This is a genomic window from Methyloversatilis discipulorum, assembly GCF_000527135.1.
In the GTDB taxonomy this organism is placed as follows: domain Bacteria; phylum Pseudomonadota; class Gammaproteobacteria; order Burkholderiales; family Rhodocyclaceae; genus Methyloversatilis; species Methyloversatilis discipulorum.
Genome location: NZ_AZUP01000001.1, coordinates 2932649 through 2951094 on the forward strand (window position 1 = coordinate 2932649; position 18446 = coordinate 2951094).

Below are 18446 nucleotides of genomic sequence, written 5' to 3' on the forward strand. Positions count from 1 at the left end.
CCGGAGGAGCGGACTGCATGCGCATCATGATCGTCGGCGCCGGTATCGGTGGCACGATACTGGCCAACGGGCTGGCAAGACTGCTGGCACCGGAGCTGCAGCGCGGCGAGGTCGATGTGGTGGTGCTGTCCGCGTCACGGACCCATCTCTACCAGCCCGGCCTGCTGCATCTCGCGCTCGGACAGACCACGGTGGACGCGCTTCATCGCGACCCGCGCACGCTGCTCGACCCGCGCGTCGCACTGCTGATCGACGAGGTGATTGCCTTCGCGCCGGACTCGAAGCAGGTGCGTGGCACCAGCGGCAATGCCTACAGCTATGACTGGCTGGTCATCGCCACCGGATCACGGGTAACGCCGGAAGAGGTGCCGGGCCTGGCCGAGCATGCACACGGCTTCTACACCGAGGCGGCGGCGCTCCGGCTGGCGCGGGCACTGCAGAACTTCGACGGCGGCCGCGTCGTGGTCACCACCGGCGTGCCGCACAAATGCCCGATGGCACCGCTGGAGATGACCTTTCTGTTGCATGACCTGTTCGTGCGCCGGGGCATCGCGCCGCGCGTCGACCTGCTCTACACCTACCCGATCGGCCGCCTGCATTCGATCGAGGCAGTGGCCGAGTGGGCGCGCGTCGAGTTCGCCCGCCGCAGCATACGCAGCGCAACCTATTTCAACATCGCGTCGGTCGATGGCGCCACACGTACGCTGCACAGCGAGGAAGGGCTGAGCGTCGACTACGATCTGCTGATCGCCATTCCTCCGCACCGTGGCGCCGAGGCGATCGAACGCAGCGGGCTGGGGCCGCGCGGCTGGGTGCCGACGCATCGGCGGCTGCTCACCATGCAGGGGCGCGACGACGTGTTCGTGCTCGGCGACACCACCAACCTGCCAGTGAGCAAGGCGGGCTCGACGGCGCGCTTCCAGGCCGAGGTGATCGCCGCGAACCTGGCCTCGCGCGTGCGCGGTGGCGGCGACACCCACGGCTACGATGGCAAGGTGCTGTGCTTCATCGAAACCAGCCGTGACCGCGCTACCTACGCCGCCTTCAATTACGCGGAACCGCCACGCCCGCGCGCACCCAGCCGCGCCATTCACATGGCGAAAACCTTCTATCACCGTCTTTACTGGTCGTCGCTGAGAGGTTTTCCGTGAGCATCCGCGAAGAGGACTGGCGCGCGCTCGAGGACTGGTGCGAACGCGCCGGGCTGACCGAGGCCCCTCGCATACTGGCCGACATGGCGCGCAGCGGTGCGCTGGATCGACTGGCGGCCGACGCGGTCCGCGTCTGGCGGCAGCACGCCGCCCGGCCCACTGCCGACTATGTGCCTGCGCAGGCAGAAGCGGACGGCCTGCAGCAGGTGTTCGAACTGCTGCAGGACGGCTTCACGCCCGACATGGTGTCCGACGCCGCCGATCTGGCGGGCGGCGCACTGCGCCTGCTGCATCTGCTGAACAGTCCGGGCGTGGTCCGTCTGCTCGATCGTCTTGAGCGCGCGGCATCGCGCGACGACGGACTGGAGCGCTCTGCTCTGCTGACGCTGCTGCAGGCCCTGAACGACGGGTCGGTGCGCGCCGCCGGCACTGCGTCCTCCGGTGGAACGGCTTCGCTGTTCCGGCTGCTGATACGACCGGACACTCAGGATGCGCTGCACTGGCTGGCCGCGGTGGCGCGCAGTGCGCGCGGCGCCTGAACTCAGCGCCCGCCGAGACCGAGCACGGCTTCGGCGTAGGACCGGAACTGCGCCAGTGCGCGTGCGATCGCGACGGCGGGGTCGCGGACGCGGCCCATGACCAGCGCGCCCTCGATCACCACGAGCAGGTGCTCGGCCAGATCTTCGGCGCGCACCGGAGGTGGCGTGTCCAGCAGCGTGATGATCTGCGCGAATTGTGCGCGGGCGCCCTCCATCCAGCGTTCCAGCGCCGCTGCGCAGGCCCGCCTCAGCGGTGAGGATGGATCGGACGACTCGTAGGCGAGGATGGCGAACAGGCAGCCTTCACGAAAGCGCGCGTCTTCGCCGTACATGTCGCCGAGCAGGTCGAGGTAGGCGTGCAACTGGCTGCGTGCGCTGCGCTTGCGCAGGGGCAGATGGGCCTGCATGCGCAGCCGGCCCTCCTGTTCGAAATGGTCGAGCAGGGCCAGGCCGAACCCTTCCTTGTCGCTGAAGTGATGGAAGAAGGCGCCCTTCGTCATCTGCGACAGCGTGCAGATCTCATCCACCGACGTCGCCGAGAAGCCCTTGCGCATGACCAGGTCGCGAGCGGTGTCGAGCAGTTCGTTCTTGCGGGAGGGGCGGCTCATGCGGGCGGCGCGGATTGCGGAGACAAGCGCTTTCTAGCACGAGACGCGACCGCGTGGCGGTCCCGGCCACATGGCGGGTGCCGCGGCGAAAACAGGGGCGTGCGCCACCGGAAGCGAAATGGCGCACGCGCCGCGGAAGTTTCCCCTTCTTCCCGGTCGAGATGCGACGCCACGCGGGGGCGGCGCGGCGCGCGATACGGTGCGGTCGGCCGGCAGGTGCGGGCACGCACGCACCGGAGCCGCGACTCTTGTGCCCGCGACCGGCGCGGAGGGCCGGGCGCTCGGTCGCGGGATGTCGCCACTATGGCCGAGCGGCACGGGAGGCGGAAATCCGGTCGATCCCCCGCTCCGGCAAGGGGTTTCCCGCACGGCCGTGCGGCGCGCCAGGGCCGGTGCTGATCCAACCGGAATCAGGCGACTGGATGCACAGCGACTGTTTCACCAGTTCGGTCAGCGAGCGCGCCGCCATCTTGTCCATCACGTGCGCGCGGTGCGCCTCCACCGTCTTGCTCGACAGCCCGAGCACCTGTGCGATCACCTTGTTCGGCCGGCCCTCGACCACGAGTTCCATCACCTCGCGCTCGCGCGGCGTCAGGCTGGCGTAGCGGTCGAGCAGCGCTGCGCGGGCGCTGCGGCAGCGGCGCGTTTCGCTGTTGACCCCGATGGCCTGCTGCACGCGGTCGAGCAGGGTCTGGTCGTCGAAAGGCTTTTCCAGGAAGTCGAAGGCGCCGGCCTTGATCGCCTTCACCGCGTTGGCCACGCCACCGTGACCGGTGATGAAGATGACCGGCAGCCCGACATCGCGATCACGCAAGCGCTGCTGCAGTTCCAGGCCGCTCATGCCCGGCATGCGCACATCGAGCACCAGACAGCCCCATGGATCGGGGTCCATCGCGGCGATGAAGTCGAGCGCGTTGCGATAGGTCCGGACGCGAAGCCCGATGGACTCCAGCAACCAGGACAGCGACGACGACACCGCGTCGTCGTCGTCAACCACGTAGACCGTCGGTCCGCTTCCGTCCATGCAGTGTCTCCCCCGTTTGCAGCGTGAACCGGAAGGTCGCGCCGTCGTTGTTGTTTCGTGCGAGCCAGAGCTGTCCGCCGTGCGCTTCGATGATGGAGCGGCTGATCGGCAGACCCATGCCCATGCCTTCGTCCTTGCTGGTGAAGAAGGGCTGGAAGATGCGTGCGGGGTCGGCGCCGTCTATGCCGGGCCCCGAGTCGGCGATGTCCACGAAGGCGAAACCATCGTCTCCGTGACCCGTGGACACGCGGATTTCGCGGCACGGCGATGCGGCGGTCGTCATCGCCTCGATCGCGTTGCGCATCAGGTTCAGCAGCACCTGCTCGACTTCGATGCGCGACCCGCGCGCAGCCGGCAGATCGGCGGCCGGCGAGAACAGGATGCTGACGCCGTGCGCGCGCGCTTCCGAGCCGATCAGCGCACTGGTGGTCTGTACGATGTCGTTCAGATCGAGCGCGGTCAGCGCCGGTTCACGCTTGCCGAGGAAGGTGCGCAGATTGCGGATGATGCCGGCGGCCCGCTCCGCCTGCGTGCACACATGTTCGAGCGATTCGAGCACCTCGGGTGCGGCGGCGGCCTGAGTGCGCAGGCGACGCAGTGATCCGCGCGTGTAGTTCACGATGGCCGCCAGCGGCTGGTTCAGCTCGTGTGCGAGATTGGTGGCCATCTCGCCCATGGTGCAGGTACGCACGACATGGGCGAGCGCAGAAAGGTGTTGCCGATCCTGCTCCTCGGCGGCGCGCCGCTCGGTCATGTCGCGGGTCACGCCGAGCAACGCGATGATGTCGCCATTCTCGTCGCGCAGCGGTGCCGCACTCGTTTCCATCCAGCGCGCACGCCCCTGCAGGCTGTTGAGCCGGAATTCCAGTCGACCGCTTTCGCCGCGGAAAACCCGCTCGGTCAGTTCGATGTAGGGCTGACGATGCTCTTCGGCGATGAAGGAGAAGATGGAGCGACCGATCACCTGATCGGCGGAGCGCGCGTCCATCATGGCGAGACCCGCCGGATTCATTTCCAGCACGCTGCCGTCACAGGTGTGCAGCTTCACGCATTCCGGCTCGGATTCGAGCAGCAGACGCAGCCGTTGCTCGCTCGAGGTCAGGCGCGCCTCGGCCTCGCCGTGCGCCGTCACCAGCGCATCGCGCTCCGATTGCAGCGTACGTATCGTCCGCGTCGCCTCTGCCAGTTGCTGCCTGTGCGTACGCAAGGCCCAGATCGATGAGCTTGCCGTCGCCAGCAGGGCGAGCAGGGCGATGCCGCTCAGCGCGTTCATGTCCGGGCAACCCCGCTTTCACCGTCAGCTAAGGGAAATCCCTCGCTTGCGCCGGAGTTCGTCCGGATGGTCGCGCCGCCGTACCGCCGGTAGCGTTGAGTCCGCTCCGGAGCAAAGGCCGCATCGGACTGTCGGGTGGCCGGGGTGGAACGGTGATCGGCAATCTTCATGGTGGCTGATCCAGTGCTCCGGGCTGCTGCGTTGCAGCGGAACGATGACGTTGTCGCAGGAATGCGCGTTCGCCTTTGTCGCGAATGCAAACATACCAAATGGTGCGTCAAAATGCCGCATGTCGGGCGCAAAAAAAATGCGCGACGCCATGCTGCGGAGCGGTGCGCACCGATAGCCAGAGGATGGAGAAACCGATGAAAACGATGAAAGCCGCCGTACTTGCACTCACCCTTGCCGCCGCGTTCGGCGGCGCACTGCCAGCGCGGGCCGACGAAACCTGCAATTCGCCCTACACGACGAATCTGATCAAGGGGCAGGAGGATTTCGTCCATGTGTGGACGCTGGGCGTGAAGGGGATGGGTGACGAATCCGACAAGCTGGTTACGGTGGACGTGAATCCGAAGTCGAAGGACTACGGCAAGGTGGTCCACTCCGTGACGGTCGGTGGCCGCGGCGAGGCGCATCACACCGGCTTCACCGATGATCGCCGCTTCCTGTGGGCAGGCCGTCTCGACGACAACCGCATCTTCGTGTTCGACATCGCCAGCGATCCGGCGAAGCCGAAGCTGGTGCACACGATTACCGACTTCACGCAGAAGACCGGCTACGTCGGCCCGCACACCTTCTACGCACTGCCCGGCCGGATGATGGTGCAGGCCCTGTCCAACGACAAGGACCACGGCGGCCGTACCGGGCTGGTCATCTACAACAACAAGGGCGAGTTCGTCGAAAAGTACGACATGCCGACCGGCAAGCACGGCGACGTGATGGCCGACGGCTACGGCTACGACATCGGCATCAATCCGCAGAAGAACGCACTGCTCACCTCCAGCTTCACCGGCTGGAACAACTACATGATGGATTTCGGCAAGATGGTGAAGGATGCCGATGCGATGAAGCACTTCGGCAACACCATGGTCATGTGGGACCTGAAGTCGATGAAGCCGCAGAAGGTGATGAACGTGCCCGGCGCACCGCTGGAGATCCGCTGGTCGCTGAAGAACGGCGACAACTGGGCCTACACGGCCACCGCGCTCACCTCGAAACTCGTGCTGATCAAGCAGGACGCGAAGGGCGAGTGGCAGGCGAAGGAGGTCGGTACGGTCGGTGACCCGTCCAAGGTGCCGCTGCCGGTCGACATTTCGATCACCGCCGATGCGAAGGGGCTGTGGGTAAACACCTTCCTCGACGGCACCGCGCGCTACTTCGACATTTCCAATCCGGAGGCGCCGAAGGAGGTGTACCAGAAGGTGATCGGTTCGCAGGTCAATATGGTGAGCCAGAGCTGGGACGGCAAGCGGGTCTACTTCACCACCAGTCTGCTCGGCAACTGGGACAAGAAGGGCGGCGACGACCAGCAGTTCCTGAAGCTGTTCCACTGGGACGGCAAGGCGCTCAGCGAGAAGTTCTCGATCGACTTCTACGCGCTCAAGCTCGGTCGTGCGCACCACATGAAGTTCTCGGCCAAGCCGGCGAACACCGCCGGGCTGAAGGAGCGCTTCGCCGAACTCGCCTCGAACCGCTGAGACGAGACAGGCACATGCCGATCCTCCGCCGCGTCCGTGCGGCGGCGACCGCGCTGGTGCTGGGCGCCCTGCTGGCCGATGGCTCGCAGGGCGCATCCAATGCCGAACTCGCGCCGAGCACGCCGCATCAGGATTTCGTCGCCCCCGCCCCGGGCAGCTACCGGCTGCCGCCGATCCAGCACGCGCCGAACGGGCGGGTGGTGGACATCGACGGCCGTACCTACGCGCTCGCCCGCTACACGCGGGATCGCGTCACGCTGCTGTCCTTCATGTACACCTATTGCGTGGATCCGGTGGGTTGCCCGCTTGCCTACGCGACGCTGACGCAGCTGCGCGAGCGCCTGCTGCGCCGGCCCGATCTGGCGCGCCAGGTCCGGCTGGTCAGCCTGTCCTTCGATCCGTCGCACGACGATGCGGCATCGATGCGCATGTATGCCGGCGCACTGGCCGATCCGAAGAGCCCGGTGCGCTGGCATTTCCTCACCACGCGCTCGGTCGCCGATCTGAAGCCGATGCTCGACGACCTCGGCCAGGACGTGTCGGTCGAACTGGACGCGCGAGGGCGGCCGACGCGGGTACTCAACCACATGCTCAAGCTCTTCCTGATCGATCGCGACGGCCGTGTCCGCGAGATCTACACCACCGCCTTCCTGATGCCTGAGGTCATGTTCAATGACATCGAAACACTCCTCCTCGAAACGCCGCGTGCGCCCTGAACACGCGCTTGCGCTAGCGCTCGCGCTGAGCGGTTGCGCCGGCGAGGTGGCGCATGATGCGGTCACGGCGGCCGTCAGTGTGCCGCTGGGCCTTCCCGTGATGCCGCATCCGCCGGACAACCCGCCCACCGCGGCGCGCATCGAACTGGGGCGCAAGCTCTTCTTCGACCGCCGGCTGTCCTTCAACGGCACCATGTCCTGCGGCATGTGCCACGTGCCTGACCACGGCTTCACCGCCAACGAGCTGCGCATGGCGATCGGTAACGAGGGCGCCACGGTCAGGCGCAATGCGCCGACCGTGCTCAACGTGGGCTATCACCCGCGCCTGTTCCACGACGGCCGCGAGGGCGAACTGGAAGCCCAGGTGTGGGGGCCTTTCCTCGCGCACAACGAAATGGCCAACCCGTCGATCGGCCACGTGCTCGACAAGCTGCGCGCGCTGCCCGACTACCGCGGCGCGTTCGAACGCGCCTTCGACGGCCGCGGACCGACGGTCGAGACCGTGGGCCAGGCGCTGGCGAGCTACCAGCGATCGCTGGTGTCGGCCAATTCCCGCTTCGACCGCTATCGCTACGGCGGCGACACAACGGCGCTGACCGCGCAGGAGCAACAGGGGCTGGCGGTGTTCGCCGGCAAGGGACGCTGTACCACCTGTCACACGATGGGCGAGCAATCTGCGCTGTTCTCCGATTTCCGCTACCACAACACCGGCATCGGCTGGTTGCGCGGACTGCCGCAGCCGCTGGTCGAGGTCCAGCTGATTCCCGGCCTGCGCACGACGATGAGTGCCGAGCGCATCGATTCGATCGGCGAAAAGGTACCGAACGACGTCGGTCGCTTCGAAATCACGCTCGACCCGGACGACCGCTGGGCCTACAAGACACCGATGCTGCGGAACGTGGCGCTGACCGCACCCTATATGCACGACGGCTCGCTATCGACGCTCGAAGCGGTGGTGGACTTCTACGACCGCGGCGGCGGCGGCGCGCCGGACCAGAGTCCGCTGATCGCGCCGCTGCATCTGGGCGACGACGAGAAGGCGGCACTGGTCGCCTTCCTGAAGACGCTGACCGGCGAACACCAGCGCTGGGTCGACGAAGGTCTGCGCCAATCGACCTTCATGACCACGCTGAACCCGATCACCGAGTCCGGTCCTACGCCAACCGCCGCACACGGGCGTTGAGCGGCAGCCCGCCCTGTGCTGGCCGACGGGGCGAGGCAGCGCGTGCTTTTCAGCGCCGAACTTGCAACAATTGCGTCCTTTTGCGGCCCTTGCCGGGGCCGCGCACGCAATCGAGGGCACGCAGATGAGCATCAAGTCCGACCGCTGGATACGCCGCATGGCGCAGGAGCACCACATGATCGACCCGTTCGAGCCGGGTCAGGTGCGCCACATCGACGGCCGGCGCATCGTGTCCTACGGCACCTCCAGCTATGGCTACGACGTGCGCTGCGCGTCCGAATTCAAGGTGTTCACCAACATCAACTCGACCATCGTCGACCCGAAGACCTTCGACCCGAACTCCTTCGTCGAGATGGACGCCGAGTCCTGCATCATCCCGCCGAACTCGTTCGCGCTGGCGCGCACGGTCGAGTACTTCCGCATTCCGCGCAACGTGCTGGTGGTCTGCCTGGGCAAGAGCACCTATGCGCGCTGCGGCATCATCGTGAACGTGACGCCGCTGGAGCCGGAATGGGAAGGCCACGTGACGCTGGAGTTCTCGAACACGACGCCGCTGCCGGCGCGCATCTACGCCAACGAAGGCGTCGCGCAGATGCTGTTCTTCGAGTCGGACGAGCCGTGCGAAACCTCGTACAAGGATCGCGGCGGCAAGTATCAGGGCCAGACCGGTGTGACGCTGCCCAAGATCTGACTGTTAAGGATTGTCTCGATCGACCGCGCGAGCGGTCTGCAAAAATCGGTCAAGTCCCGCGCTTTCAAGGACTTGTGTGCATAGCAGCAAAGAGCGTCCGCCGGGGGCCGGCGAAAGCGTGACTTTATGAACGGTCGTGCACCGCGCCCCTGCCTACACTCCGCCTCACTTTCAGATTTCAGGCGGAGATTCACATGTTCAAGAGCATTCTCGTGGCGTCGGGCATCGCGCTGGCGTCCTTCGGCGCAGCCGCGGTCGAGTCGAACCAGATCGACGGCCTCTACAACACCGGCGCCGGCCTGGCCTCCGGCAAGATCGACACGCATTACAGCTTCGAAGCGATCAGCGGCACCGCCGTCGGTACCGACGGCCACGGCGTCACCACCCGCCAGACCGGCCTGAACTCGATGTTCTACGCCTGGCTGGACAACACCGCCGACTCGAAGTGGCTGACGCCGACCGCCAATGCACGTCAGAGCTACGACCCGACCGAGCCGGGCCTGTACAAGTGGTCCATCTCCTTCGACCTGACGGGTCTGGACATCACCTCCGCCTGGATCACCGGCCGCTGGGCCGCCGACAACAATGGCTACATCCAGTTGAACGGCACGACGATTTCGAGCGGATCGGCGCTGGATTCCTGGACCTCTTTCTCGGCCACCGCCGGCTTCCTGAACGGTGTGAACACGCTGGACTTCTTCGTCAGCAATATCGCGCAGAAGGTCGGCAACGCCACCGGCGTGCGCGTCGAATTCCTCGACAGCTACGCGGTCGCGGCAGTGCCGGAACCCGAGTCGTGGGCGCTCATCGTCGCCGGTCTGGCGGTGGTCGGCGCGATTGCACGCCGCCGCATCGGCTGAGCACGCCTTACACCTTGTTTCACCCTGCGGGGCCGCCTTGTGCGGCCCCGATTGTTTTGCAATCTCGAACTGATACCATCGCGCGCTTCAAGCCTGCAGTCCTGCTGCAGTCCGGGGGCGCCGAGTCGGGTGCCCTCTTTTACTTTGAAGGTTGGGTGCCATGCGCTTCGAGTTTCCGATCATCATCATCGACGAGGACTTCCGCTCGGAAAACGCCTCCGGCCTCGGCATACGCGCGCTGGCCGAAGCGATCGAGAAGGAAGGTCCGGGCGTGCTGGGCGTCACCAGCTACGGTGACCTGACCTCGTTCGCGCAGCAGCAGAGCCGGGCCTCGACCTTCATCCTGTCGATCGACGATGAGGAATTCGGCAGCGGCAGCGAAGCCGAGATCGAGGCGGTGCTGACCAATCTGCGCGATTTCGTCGCCGAGATCCGCCGCCGCAACGCCGACATCCCCATCTTCCTGTACGGCGAGACGCGCACCACGCGCCACATTCCGAACGACATCCTGCGCGAGCTGCACGGCTTCATCCACATGTTCGAGGACACGCCGGAGTTCGTCGCCCGCTACATCGTGCGCGAGGCGCGTGCCTACCTCGATTCGCTGCCGCCGCCCTTCTTCCGCGCACTCACCCACTACGCGCAGGACGGTTCCTATTCGTGGCACTGCCCCGGCCACTCCGGCGGCGTGGCCTTCCTGAAGAGCCCGGTCGGTCGCATGTTCCACCAGTTCTTCGGCGAGAACATGCTGCGCGCCGACGTCTGCAACGCGGTCGAGGAACTGGGCCAGCTGCTCGACCACACCGGCCCGGTGGCGGCATCGGAACGCAACGCGGCGCGCATCTTCCATTCCGACCATCTGTACTTCGTCACCAACGGCACGTCCACGTCGAACAAGATGGTGTGGCACTCAACCGTGGCGCCGGGCGACATCGTCGTGGTGGACCGCAACTGTCACAAGTCCATCCTGCACTCCATCATCATGACCGGCGCGATTCCGGTCTTCCTGACGCCGACCCGCAACCACTACGGCATCATCGGCCCGATCCCGCAGTCCGAGTTCAGCCCGGACGTGATCCGCGCGAAGATCGAAGCCAACCCGTTCGCGCGCGAGGCGGTGAACAAGAAGCCGCGCATCCTCACCATCACGCAATCGACCTACGACGGCGTGCTGTACAACGTCGAGGCGATCAAGGATGTGCTGGATGGCGAGATCGACACGCTGCACTTCGACGAAGCCTGGCTGCCGCACGCCGCTTTCCACGACTTCTACGGCGACTACCACGCGATCGGCGAAGGCCGTCCGCGCTGCAAGGAGTCGATGATTTTCTCGACCCAGTCGACGCACAAACTGCTGGCCGGCCTGTCGCAGGCTTCGCAGATCCTGGTACAGGACTCGCAGACGCGCTCGCTCGACCGCGACGTGTTCAACGAGGCCTACCTGATGCACACCTCGACCAGCCCGCAGTACGCCATCATCGCCTCGTGCGACGTGGCGGCAGCGATGATGGAGCCGCCGGGCGGCACCGCGCTGGTCGAGGAGTCACTGGCCGAGGCGGTCGAGTTCCGTCGCGCGATGCGCAAGGTCGACGCCGAATTCGGTGCCGACTGGTGGTTCAAGGTGTGGGGCCCTGACCACCTCGCCGACGAGGGTCTGGGCACGCGCGAGGACTGGACGCTGCGCGCCGGCGAACGCTGGCACGGCTTCGGCGACCTGGCCGACGGCTTCAACATGCTGGACCCGATCAAGGCAACGGTGATCACCCCGGGCCTGGACGTCGATGGAGACTTCGCCGACTGGGGCATCCCGGCCGGCATCCTGACGCGCTACCTGTCAGAGCACGGCATCATCGTCGAGAAGACCGGCCTGTACAGCTTCTTCATCATGTTCACCATCGGCATCACCAAGGGCCGCTGGAACACCATGGTGACCGAGCTGCAGCAGTTCAAGGACGACTACGACAACAACCAGCCGCTGTGGCGCGTGATGCCCGAATTCGTCGCCGCCCACCCGCGCTACGAGCGGGTCGGCTTGCGCGACCTGTGCGTGCGCATCCACGAGATGTACAAGAAGCACGACATCGCGCGCCTGACCACGGAAATGTACCTGTCGCCGATGGAGCCGGCGATGAAGCCGGCCGACGCCTGGGCACGCATGGCCCACCGCGAGATCGACCGCGTGGCCATCGACGAACTGGAAGGCCGCATCACCAGCGTGCTGCTGACGCCCTATCCGCCGGGCATCCCGCTGCTGATTCCGGGCGAGCGCTTCAACCGCACCATCGTCAATTACCTGCGCTTCGCGCGTGAGTTCAACCGCGCCTTCCCCGGCTTCGAAACCGACATCCACGGTCTGGTCGGGACCGGCGAAGGCGACGCGCTGGATTACGCGGTCGACTGCGTGCGCGACTGAAGGCGATCGGCGACGCGCCTAGCGCGGCTGCGCCGTGCGCCGCGCGTAATCAACGAAGGCGTAGCGCAGGCCGGCGGCGCTGACCGCTTCTTCGCGCGCCGTTTCCTGCCAGGCGCTGTGGTCGTAGTCGGGGAAGCGCGTGTCGCCGTCGAAGGCGTCGGCGATTTCGGTCAGCAGCAGACGATCGACCCGCGGCAGCGCCAGCGCGTAAAGCTGCGCGCCGCCGATCACGAACGCTTCGTCGCCGCCCTCCACCGTCGCCGCCAGCTCGACCGCCGCGTCGAGCGACGGCACCACCCGCGCGCCGGCGATGTCCAGCCCGTCCTGCCGGCTCACCACGATGCTGGTGCGCCCGGGCAGCGGCCGGCCCAGCGAGTCCCAGGTCTTGCGCCCCATGATGATGGGGTGGCCCATGGTCAGTGCGCGGAAGCGCCTCAGGTCCTCCGGCAGGTGCCACGGCATGCCGTTGTCGCGACCTATCATGCCGTTGGCGGCCAGTGCGGCGATCAGCGACAGCTTCATACGGCCACCGGCGCCGGGATGTGCGGCCACGGGTCGTAGCCGTCGAGCCGGAAATCTTCCGGGCGGAAGGCGAACAGATCGCTTACTTCAGGGTTGATCCACATGGTGGGCAGCGGCCGCGGCGTGCGCGTGAGCTGCAACTGGGCCTGTTCCAGGTGGTTCGAATAGAGGTGGGCATCGCCCAGCGTATGGACGAATTCGCCCGGCTGCAGGCCGCACACCTGCGCCACCATCATCGTCAGCAGCGCGTAACTCGCTATATTGAAAGGCACACCGAGAAATATGTCAGCGCTGCGCTGGTACAGCTGGCAGGACAATCGACCGTCTGCAACGTAGAACTGGAACAGTGCGTGGCAGGGCGGCAGCTTCATCGACGGTATTTCCGCCGGGTTCCATGCACTGACGATGTGCCGGCGCGAATCCGGGTTGTTGCGCAGGCCGGCCAGCAGTTCGCTGATCTGGTCGATGTGGCGGCCGTCCGGCGTCGGCCAGCTGCGCCACTGGGCGCCGTAGACCGGACCGAGGTCGCCGTTTTCGTCGGCCCATTCGTCCCAGATGCTGACGCCGTGTTCCTTCAGCCAGGCGATATTGGTGTCGCCGCGCAGGAACCACAGCAGTTCGACAATGATGGAACGCAGGTGCAGTTTCTTGGTGGTCAGCACCGGAAAGCCCTGCGCGAGGTCGAAGCGCATCTGCCAGCCGAACACCGAACGGGTGCCGGTGCCGGTGCGGTCGGTCTTGACCGTGCCGTGTTCCAGCACGTGTCGCATGAGATCGAGATATTGCTGCATGGCAAAGTTTGCGCAGTCGCGTTACGCTACAGGGTCGGGATTCTAGACCACTCCGGTCGGCCATCCCGTGACGCGGCGGCAGCGGATCGCCGCGCGGCACAAAACATTCATACAGGTGTCAGTCAGGTACAGCCCTGAGTGGCGGAGGTGGCAGGTATGTTCGGCGTGTTCTCTTCATCCCCGGCAAGCGTGCTCGGCAATCCGGCCGAGCTTCGTCGCGTGCTGGCCGAAATCGCCGCCGCCCAGCCGGATCTGGCCATCAACGAACTGACCGGCTGGGTCGAATCGGTCGGCGACGCCACCAATATCGATCTGGCGCACCACGTCAATCTGCTTTACCAGTTTGATTCCAGCGCCCAGCCTCATCTGCGCAAACTCGACCAGATCTACGCCGACGACCCTGAAGGCAAGGACGTGGTGTGGCGCACCGGCCGCGACTTCTGGTCCATCCTGTCGTCCGCCTACGAGGTGGCGCTCGATCGCTACATTTCCGACCCGACGCATGCGTCGGTGCTGAGCGGCCTGTCGCGTCTCGCTTCGCGCACGGTGCGCGCCTGCCGCCAGCGCTTCAAGTGGGACGTCTATCACAACGGTCCGGTCGACGCCGGACTGTGGCAGGTGGCCGGCCAGGCCTATCTGCTGGCGCAGGCCTCCGGTGCCGAGGCGCGCGAGGTGGTCAATGCGGCCGACGAAGTGCCGACCTCGGTCGAACGCGAATACCTGCGACTCATCGCACTGCACGTGGCAGCGCCGGAAGGTCTGGTACCGGACAGCGTCCGTCTGGCCGAACAGCTGACCGGCTATTTCGCCGCGCGCTACTCGATGTCGCCGACCATCGAACGGGGCAGCACGCACTGGCTCGACGCCAACCAACCGGCACCGCCGCTGCGTCTGGTGCGCGCGCCACAGCAGGTCGATGGCATCCGCTTCTTCTCCGGCATCGCCGCGGCCGACGCGGCGCTGGCGCTGGCCCGTCGCGTCGAGGGCGGCGACCTGCCGGACGCGCTCAGTCTCGACGACATGCCGGAGCGCGACCAGCTGGCGAAGCTGCTGCGCCATCTGGCGATGAACTGGGCGCTCGACCCGCCGACCCGCCAGTACCGTCGCCACTCGCTCGGCGGCGCGCTGGCGGTGGCCAATGGCATCAAGCACCTGCACCACGTGCTGCGTGGCGCGCGCGACGAGGCGGTGATCTACCGCTGGGAAATGTCGGACGCCAGCCTCGGCGGCATCGGGGCCACCGCGCCGACCGCCAGTGCGGAATGGGTGCGCGTCGGTTCGCTGGTCGGCATGCAGCCCTCGGGCGGCGACAACTGGCTGGTCGGTGTCGTGCGCCGCTATCTGCGCGGGCGCGATGCGCGCGGCACGGTAGGCATCGAAACGCTGTCGACGACCGCCCGCCCGCTCGAAGTCTTTTCCGAAAGACAGAGCGGAGAAGCGGTGGCGCTCGACGATCCGGTCAGCGGCGCGGTGGTGCGCCTGGCCATCAATGGCACCGGTTATTCGGCCGAGTACCCGCTGCACGCGTCGATCAACGGCCGCCATGTGCGGCTCGACCCGGTCGAACTGATCGAGCGCGGCACCAACTTCGACCTCGCCCGCTTCCGCGTCAGCGACTTCCGCTGACCCCGCTGCTGCCCGGCTCGGGCAGCAGGAAGTCGGTGAGGCGCGGCAGTTCCGTCGCGAAGCTCTGCAGGCTGTGATCGCCGCCAGCGTGAACAATCATGTTGGCGCCGCGCAGTTTGAGCACCGCCTGCCACCAGTCCAGCACCTCGTCGCCGGTTTCCAGCAGCAGCAGATAGCGCTCCGGCCGCGTCACCGCGGCCACGTCGAGCGCGCGCAGTTCATCGACGTGGCGCTGTTCGAAAAGGAAGCTGTCGCCGGTATACATATGCGTGTGCTCGCCGACGTAATCGCCAAGCGACAGCGGTGCCACCACGGCGGGATTGATCAGCGCGGCGCGCAGGCCGTACTTCTCGGCCAGGTGCAATGCGTAGAAGCCGCCCAGCGACGAGCCGGCCAACGCCACCTCGGTGCCGGCGTCGAGCGCCGGCCGCAGCACCGATTCGATCAGCGCGATCGCGTCCTGCGGCCCGGGCGGCAGCTGTTCACACCACAGATCGTCCGCCCGCCCCTGTCGGACCAGGTGGGCGCGCAACTGCTGCGCCTTGACCGACTGCGGTCCGGAACGGAAGCCGTGGAAGTACAGCAGTTTCTGCATCAGTGATCGGCCCAGTCCACCCAGCCGAACCAGGCGCTCGCCAGCACGAACAGGCCGAATACGATGCGGTACCAGGCGAACAGCTCGAAGGTATGGCTGGAAATGTAGCGCAGCAGCCAGCGCACGCTGAAGAAGGCGGCGAGGAAGGAGGACACGAAGCCGGCCGCGAAGACCGGCAGGTCCTCGACGCGCAGCAGCGCCCAGTTCTTGTACACGTCGTAGGCCGTCGCCGCGATCATGGTCGGGATGGCGAGAAAGAAGCTGAATTCGGTGGCGGCGCGGCGCGACAGGCCGAACACCAGGCCGCCCATGATGGTCGCTCCGGAGCGCGACACACCGGGGAACATCGCGATGGCCTGCGCGAAACCCACCTTCAGCGCAGCCCGCCAGTCGAGGTCGTCGGTGGTTTCGTAGCGCGGCGTGTGATTGCGCCGCTCGATCACCAGGATGATGACGCCGCCGACGATCAGCGCGCCGGCCACGGTGAGCGGGTTGAACAGATAGGTCTTGATGATGCCGTGGAACAGGAAGCCCAGTACCGCGGCCGGCATGAAGGCGACCAGCACGTGCAGCACAAAGCGGTTGGCTGCCGGCTCGCGCCCGAGGCCGGCGGTCACGTCGATCAGCTTGCGCCGGTATTCCCAGCAGATCGCCAGGATGGCGGCGAGCTGGATGACGATCTTGAACACCCGGCTGGTTTCGTCGGTGTAGCCGAGCAGGCTGCCGGCGATGATGAGGTGGCCGGTGCTCGAGATCGGCAGGAATTCGGTGAGCCCTTCGAGTATGCCGAGGATGACGGCCTTGATCAGCAGCAGATCCATGAAGTTGCAGTGCAGCGAAACAGGTCAGGCGCCCGAGTATAGGCGACGTCGATGACGGCTCCGGTCTGCCTTCGGCGCAGATTAGCGCACGGGCGGCGGTATTTCACCGCCCGCCTGTAAAATCCCGCGCCATGTCGAAGAAAAGCGCCGCCGTCCGTGCCCGTCCCCCTGCTGCCGCAGCGTCCGCACCATCGGCCGCCGGCGCCATGGTGTCGGCAGCCCCCGCCGGCGTACCGCCGCTGGCCCTGGGTATCGCGCTGTCCATCCTGATCCACGCCTTCGTGCTGGCGATCAATTTCGCGCCCGACCTGAAACCGAAGCAGAAGGCGAAGGACCAGCCGCTCGAAGTGGTGCTGGTCAATGCGCGCAGCAAGCAGAAACCGGTCGATCCGCAGGCGCTGGCCCAGGCCAACCTCGACGGCGGCGGCAACACCGACCAGGACCGTCGTGCGAAGACGCCGCTGCCGGCCAGCCGGCGCGACAAGGCCGGCGACCAGCTGGTCGAAACGCAGCGCCGCGTGCAGGAGATGGAGGCGCAGCAGCAGAAACTGCTGGCCGAACTGCAGGCGAAGACCGAACTGCGTCCGGAAGAACGACGGCTGGAGCAGCCCGACCCGTCGCCGCAGCCGCTGCAGGCCCTGAGCGGCGCCGACCTCGCCGCCAGGGCAATGGCGATGGCGCGCATGGAAGCGGAAATCGCGCGCGACGTGGACGACTACAACAAGCGTCCGCGCAAGAAGTTCGTCGGCGCGCGCACGCAGGAATACCGCTTCGCGCAGTACATCGAGGACTGGCGGCAGAAGGTCGAGCGCATCGGCAACCTGAACTACCCGCCGGCGGCGCGCGGCAAGCTCTACGGCAATCTGACGCTGACGGTCGAAATCCGCGCCGACGGCGAGATCGAGAAAATCGACCTGAACCGCTCGTCCGGCCAGAAGGTGCTCGACGACGCCGCCATCCGCATCGTGCGCATGGCCGCACCCTACGCCGCCTTCCCGCCGGACATCCGGCGCGAATACGAAATCCTGTCCATCACCCGCACCTGGAGCTTCACCCAGGGCGACCAGCTCGAATCACGCTGATACCCCCATGACCGACCGCTACGCCGTCATCGGCAACCCGATCGCACACAGCAAGTCGCCGGCCATCCACGCCGCCTTTGCCGCGCAGACCGCGCAGGACCTGAGCTACGAGGCGCTGCTGGCGCCGCTCGACGGCTTCGCCGACGCGGTTGCCGCATTCCGCGCCGGTGGCGGGCGCGGCATGAACGTCACGGTACCTTTCAAGGAAGAGGCCTGGCGCCTGGCCGACCGGCTGACCGAGCGGGCGCGGCTGGCCGGCGCGGTGAACACCTTCGTGTTCGGCGACGACGTGCTGGGCGACAACACCGACGGCGCCGGGCTGGTCGGCGACCTCGAAACGCTGGGCTGCCGGCTGACGGGCACGCGCGTGCTGCTGCTGGGCGCCGGCGGCGCGGCGCGCGGCGTCATCCTGCCTCTGCTCGACGCCGGCGTCGCCCGGCTGTTCATCGCCAACCGCACCGCCGACAAGGCGCGCGCGCTGCAGACGCAGTTCGCCAGCCATGACAGGCGCGGCGCCCTCGCCGCCGGCGGCTGGCAGGACGCGGCCGACGCACCCTACGACGTGGTGATCAACGCCACCAGCGCCAGCCTCAGCGACGAGGCGCCGCCGCTGCCGGCCGGCCTGTACGCGCCGGACAGCCTGGCTTACGACATGGTCTATGGCCGCGGCCTCACCGCGTATCTGAAGCAGGCGCGCGAGCAGGGCGCGGCGCGACTGGCCGACGGCCTGGGCATGCTGGTCGAGCAGGCGGCCGAGGCCTTCGCGCTGTGGCGCGGTGTGCGGCCGGACACCGCCGCCGTGCGCGCGACGCTGCGCGCCGCGCTGCCGCCGCTGGCCTGAAACGGAGCGCCCG

The 18446-nt window shown here is 66.8% G+C and carries 18 protein-coding genes; 11 read left to right on the forward strand and 7 right to left on the reverse strand.

The genetic code is table 11. The features are described 5' to 3' along the window. Positions 1–17 precede the first annotated feature (17 nt). Positions 18–1151, forward strand: a complete 1134-nt coding sequence (locus METFAM1_RS0113625; protein WP_019915885.1) for an NAD(P)/FAD-dependent oxidoreductase — start codon at positions 18–20, stop codon at positions 1149–1151. Then, positions 1148–1690, forward strand: coding sequence for a hypothetical protein (locus METFAM1_RS0113630; RefSeq protein WP_019915886.1), 543 nt, complete (start codon positions 1148–1150; stop codon positions 1688–1690). The genes METFAM1_RS0113625 and METFAM1_RS0113630 overlap by 4 nt, the downstream gene beginning before the upstream one ends. 2 nt (positions 1691–1692) lie before the next feature. Here the strand turns inward: METFAM1_RS0113630 and METFAM1_RS0113635 are convergent, their stop codons facing one another. The 3 genes from METFAM1_RS0113635 to METFAM1_RS0113645 all read right to left on the reverse strand — a co-directional run bounded on the left by METFAM1_RS0113635 (position 1693) and on the right by METFAM1_RS0113645 (position 4595). Then, on the reverse strand, positions 1693–2298 hold the full coding sequence (locus METFAM1_RS0113635; RefSeq protein WP_019915887.1) for a TetR/AcrR family transcriptional regulator: 606 nt from the start codon (positions 2296–2298) through the stop codon (positions 1693–1695). Between the two features lie 301 nt (positions 2299–2599). Further along, entirely contained in the window at positions 2600–3322 is a 723-nt protein-coding gene (locus METFAM1_RS0113640; protein WP_019915888.1) for a response regulator transcription factor, read from the reverse strand. After that, positions 3288–4595, reverse strand: coding sequence for a two-component system sensor histidine kinase NtrB (locus tag METFAM1_RS0113645; RefSeq protein WP_019915889.1), 1308 nt, complete (start codon positions 4593–4595; stop codon positions 3288–3290). The genes METFAM1_RS0113640 and METFAM1_RS0113645 overlap by 35 nt, the downstream gene beginning before the upstream one ends. Positions 4596–4960: 365 nt before the next feature. Here METFAM1_RS0113645 and mtoX point away from each other — a divergent pair, with 365 nt between their 5' ends. From mtoX to METFAM1_RS0113675, 6 genes are all read left to right on the forward strand, one after another. After that, positions 4961–6292 (forward strand): methanethiol oxidase, encoded by a 1332-nt coding sequence (gene mtoX, locus METFAM1_RS0113650; RefSeq protein ID WP_024300704.1) that lies wholly within the window; start codon positions 4961–4963, stop codon positions 6290–6292. Positions 6293–6306: 14 nt separating this feature from the next. Beyond that, on the forward strand, positions 6307–7008 hold the full coding sequence (locus METFAM1_RS0113655; RefSeq protein WP_051102761.1) for an SCO family protein: 702 nt from the start codon (positions 6307–6309) through the stop codon (positions 7006–7008). Next, a complete protein-coding gene (locus METFAM1_RS0113660; RefSeq protein ID WP_051102763.1) occupies positions 6998–8191 on the forward strand; it encodes a cytochrome-c peroxidase in 1194 nt (397 codons plus the stop codon). The genes METFAM1_RS0113655 and METFAM1_RS0113660 overlap by 11 nt, the downstream gene beginning before the upstream one ends. 124 nt (positions 8192–8315) lie before the next feature. Next, positions 8316–8882 carry a dCTP deaminase gene (dcd, locus tag METFAM1_RS0113665; protein ID WP_019915891.1) on the forward strand — a complete coding sequence of 189 codons (567 nt, stop codon included), beginning with the start codon at positions 8316–8318 and terminating at the stop codon, positions 8880–8882. 194 nt (positions 8883–9076) lie between these two features. Beyond that, on the forward strand, positions 9077–9742 hold the full coding sequence (locus METFAM1_RS0113670; RefSeq protein WP_019915892.1) for a PEP-CTERM sorting domain-containing protein: 666 nt from the start codon (positions 9077–9079) through the stop codon (positions 9740–9742). Between the two features lie 160 nt (positions 9743–9902). Next, positions 9903–12155, forward strand: coding sequence for an arginine/lysine/ornithine decarboxylase (locus tag METFAM1_RS0113675; RefSeq protein ID WP_019915893.1), 2253 nt, complete (start codon positions 9903–9905; stop codon positions 12153–12155). 18 nt (positions 12156–12173) lie between these two features. Here the strand turns inward: METFAM1_RS0113675 and METFAM1_RS0113680 are convergent, their stop codons facing one another. Beyond that, the gene (locus METFAM1_RS0113680) at positions 12174–12677 is read right to left on the reverse strand and encodes a dihydrofolate reductase (RefSeq protein WP_019915894.1); all 504 of its coding nucleotides are present in this window, start codon (positions 12675–12677) and stop codon (positions 12174–12176) included. Further along, on the reverse strand, positions 12674–13468 hold the full coding sequence (locus tag METFAM1_RS0113685) for a thymidylate synthase (protein ID WP_019915896.1): 795 nt from the start codon (positions 13466–13468) through the stop codon (positions 12674–12676). The genes METFAM1_RS0113680 and METFAM1_RS0113685 overlap by 4 nt, the downstream gene beginning before the upstream one ends. A 156-nt stretch (positions 13469–13624) precedes the next feature. On the opposite strand from METFAM1_RS0113685, the gene METFAM1_RS0113690 reads away from it, so the two are divergent. Further along, entirely contained in the window at positions 13625–15094 is a 1470-nt protein-coding gene (locus tag METFAM1_RS0113690; RefSeq protein WP_029644367.1) for a cyclic-di-GMP receptor FimW-related protein, read from the forward strand. Here the strand turns inward: METFAM1_RS0113690 and METFAM1_RS0113695 are convergent. Further along, positions 15078–15689: a YqiA/YcfP family alpha/beta fold hydrolase gene (locus METFAM1_RS0113695; RefSeq protein WP_019915898.1), complete on the reverse strand. Its 612-nt coding sequence runs from the start codon at positions 15687–15689 to the stop codon at positions 15078–15080. The genes METFAM1_RS0113690 and METFAM1_RS0113695 overlap by 17 nt on opposite strands. After that, positions 15689–16510, reverse strand: coding sequence for an undecaprenyl-diphosphate phosphatase (locus tag METFAM1_RS0113700; RefSeq protein WP_019915899.1), 822 nt, complete (start codon positions 16508–16510; stop codon positions 15689–15691). Before METFAM1_RS0113700 ends, METFAM1_RS0113695 begins: the two co-directional genes overlap by 1 nt. A 206-nt stretch (positions 16511–16716) precedes the next feature. On the opposite strand from METFAM1_RS0113700, the gene METFAM1_RS0113705 reads away from it, so the two are divergent. Both METFAM1_RS0113705 and aroE read left to right on the forward strand, forming a co-directional pair. Then, positions 16717–17592 carry an energy transducer TonB gene (locus METFAM1_RS0113705; protein ID WP_019915900.1) on the forward strand — a complete coding sequence of 292 codons (876 nt, stop codon included), beginning with the start codon at positions 16717–16719 and terminating at the stop codon, positions 17590–17592. Between the two features lie 7 nt (positions 17593–17599). Then, the gene (gene aroE / locus METFAM1_RS0113710) at positions 17600–18433 is read left to right on the forward strand and encodes a shikimate dehydrogenase (RefSeq protein ID WP_019915901.1); all 834 of its coding nucleotides are present in this window, start codon (positions 17600–17602) and stop codon (positions 18431–18433) included. Positions 18434–18446: the final 13 nt, after the last annotated feature.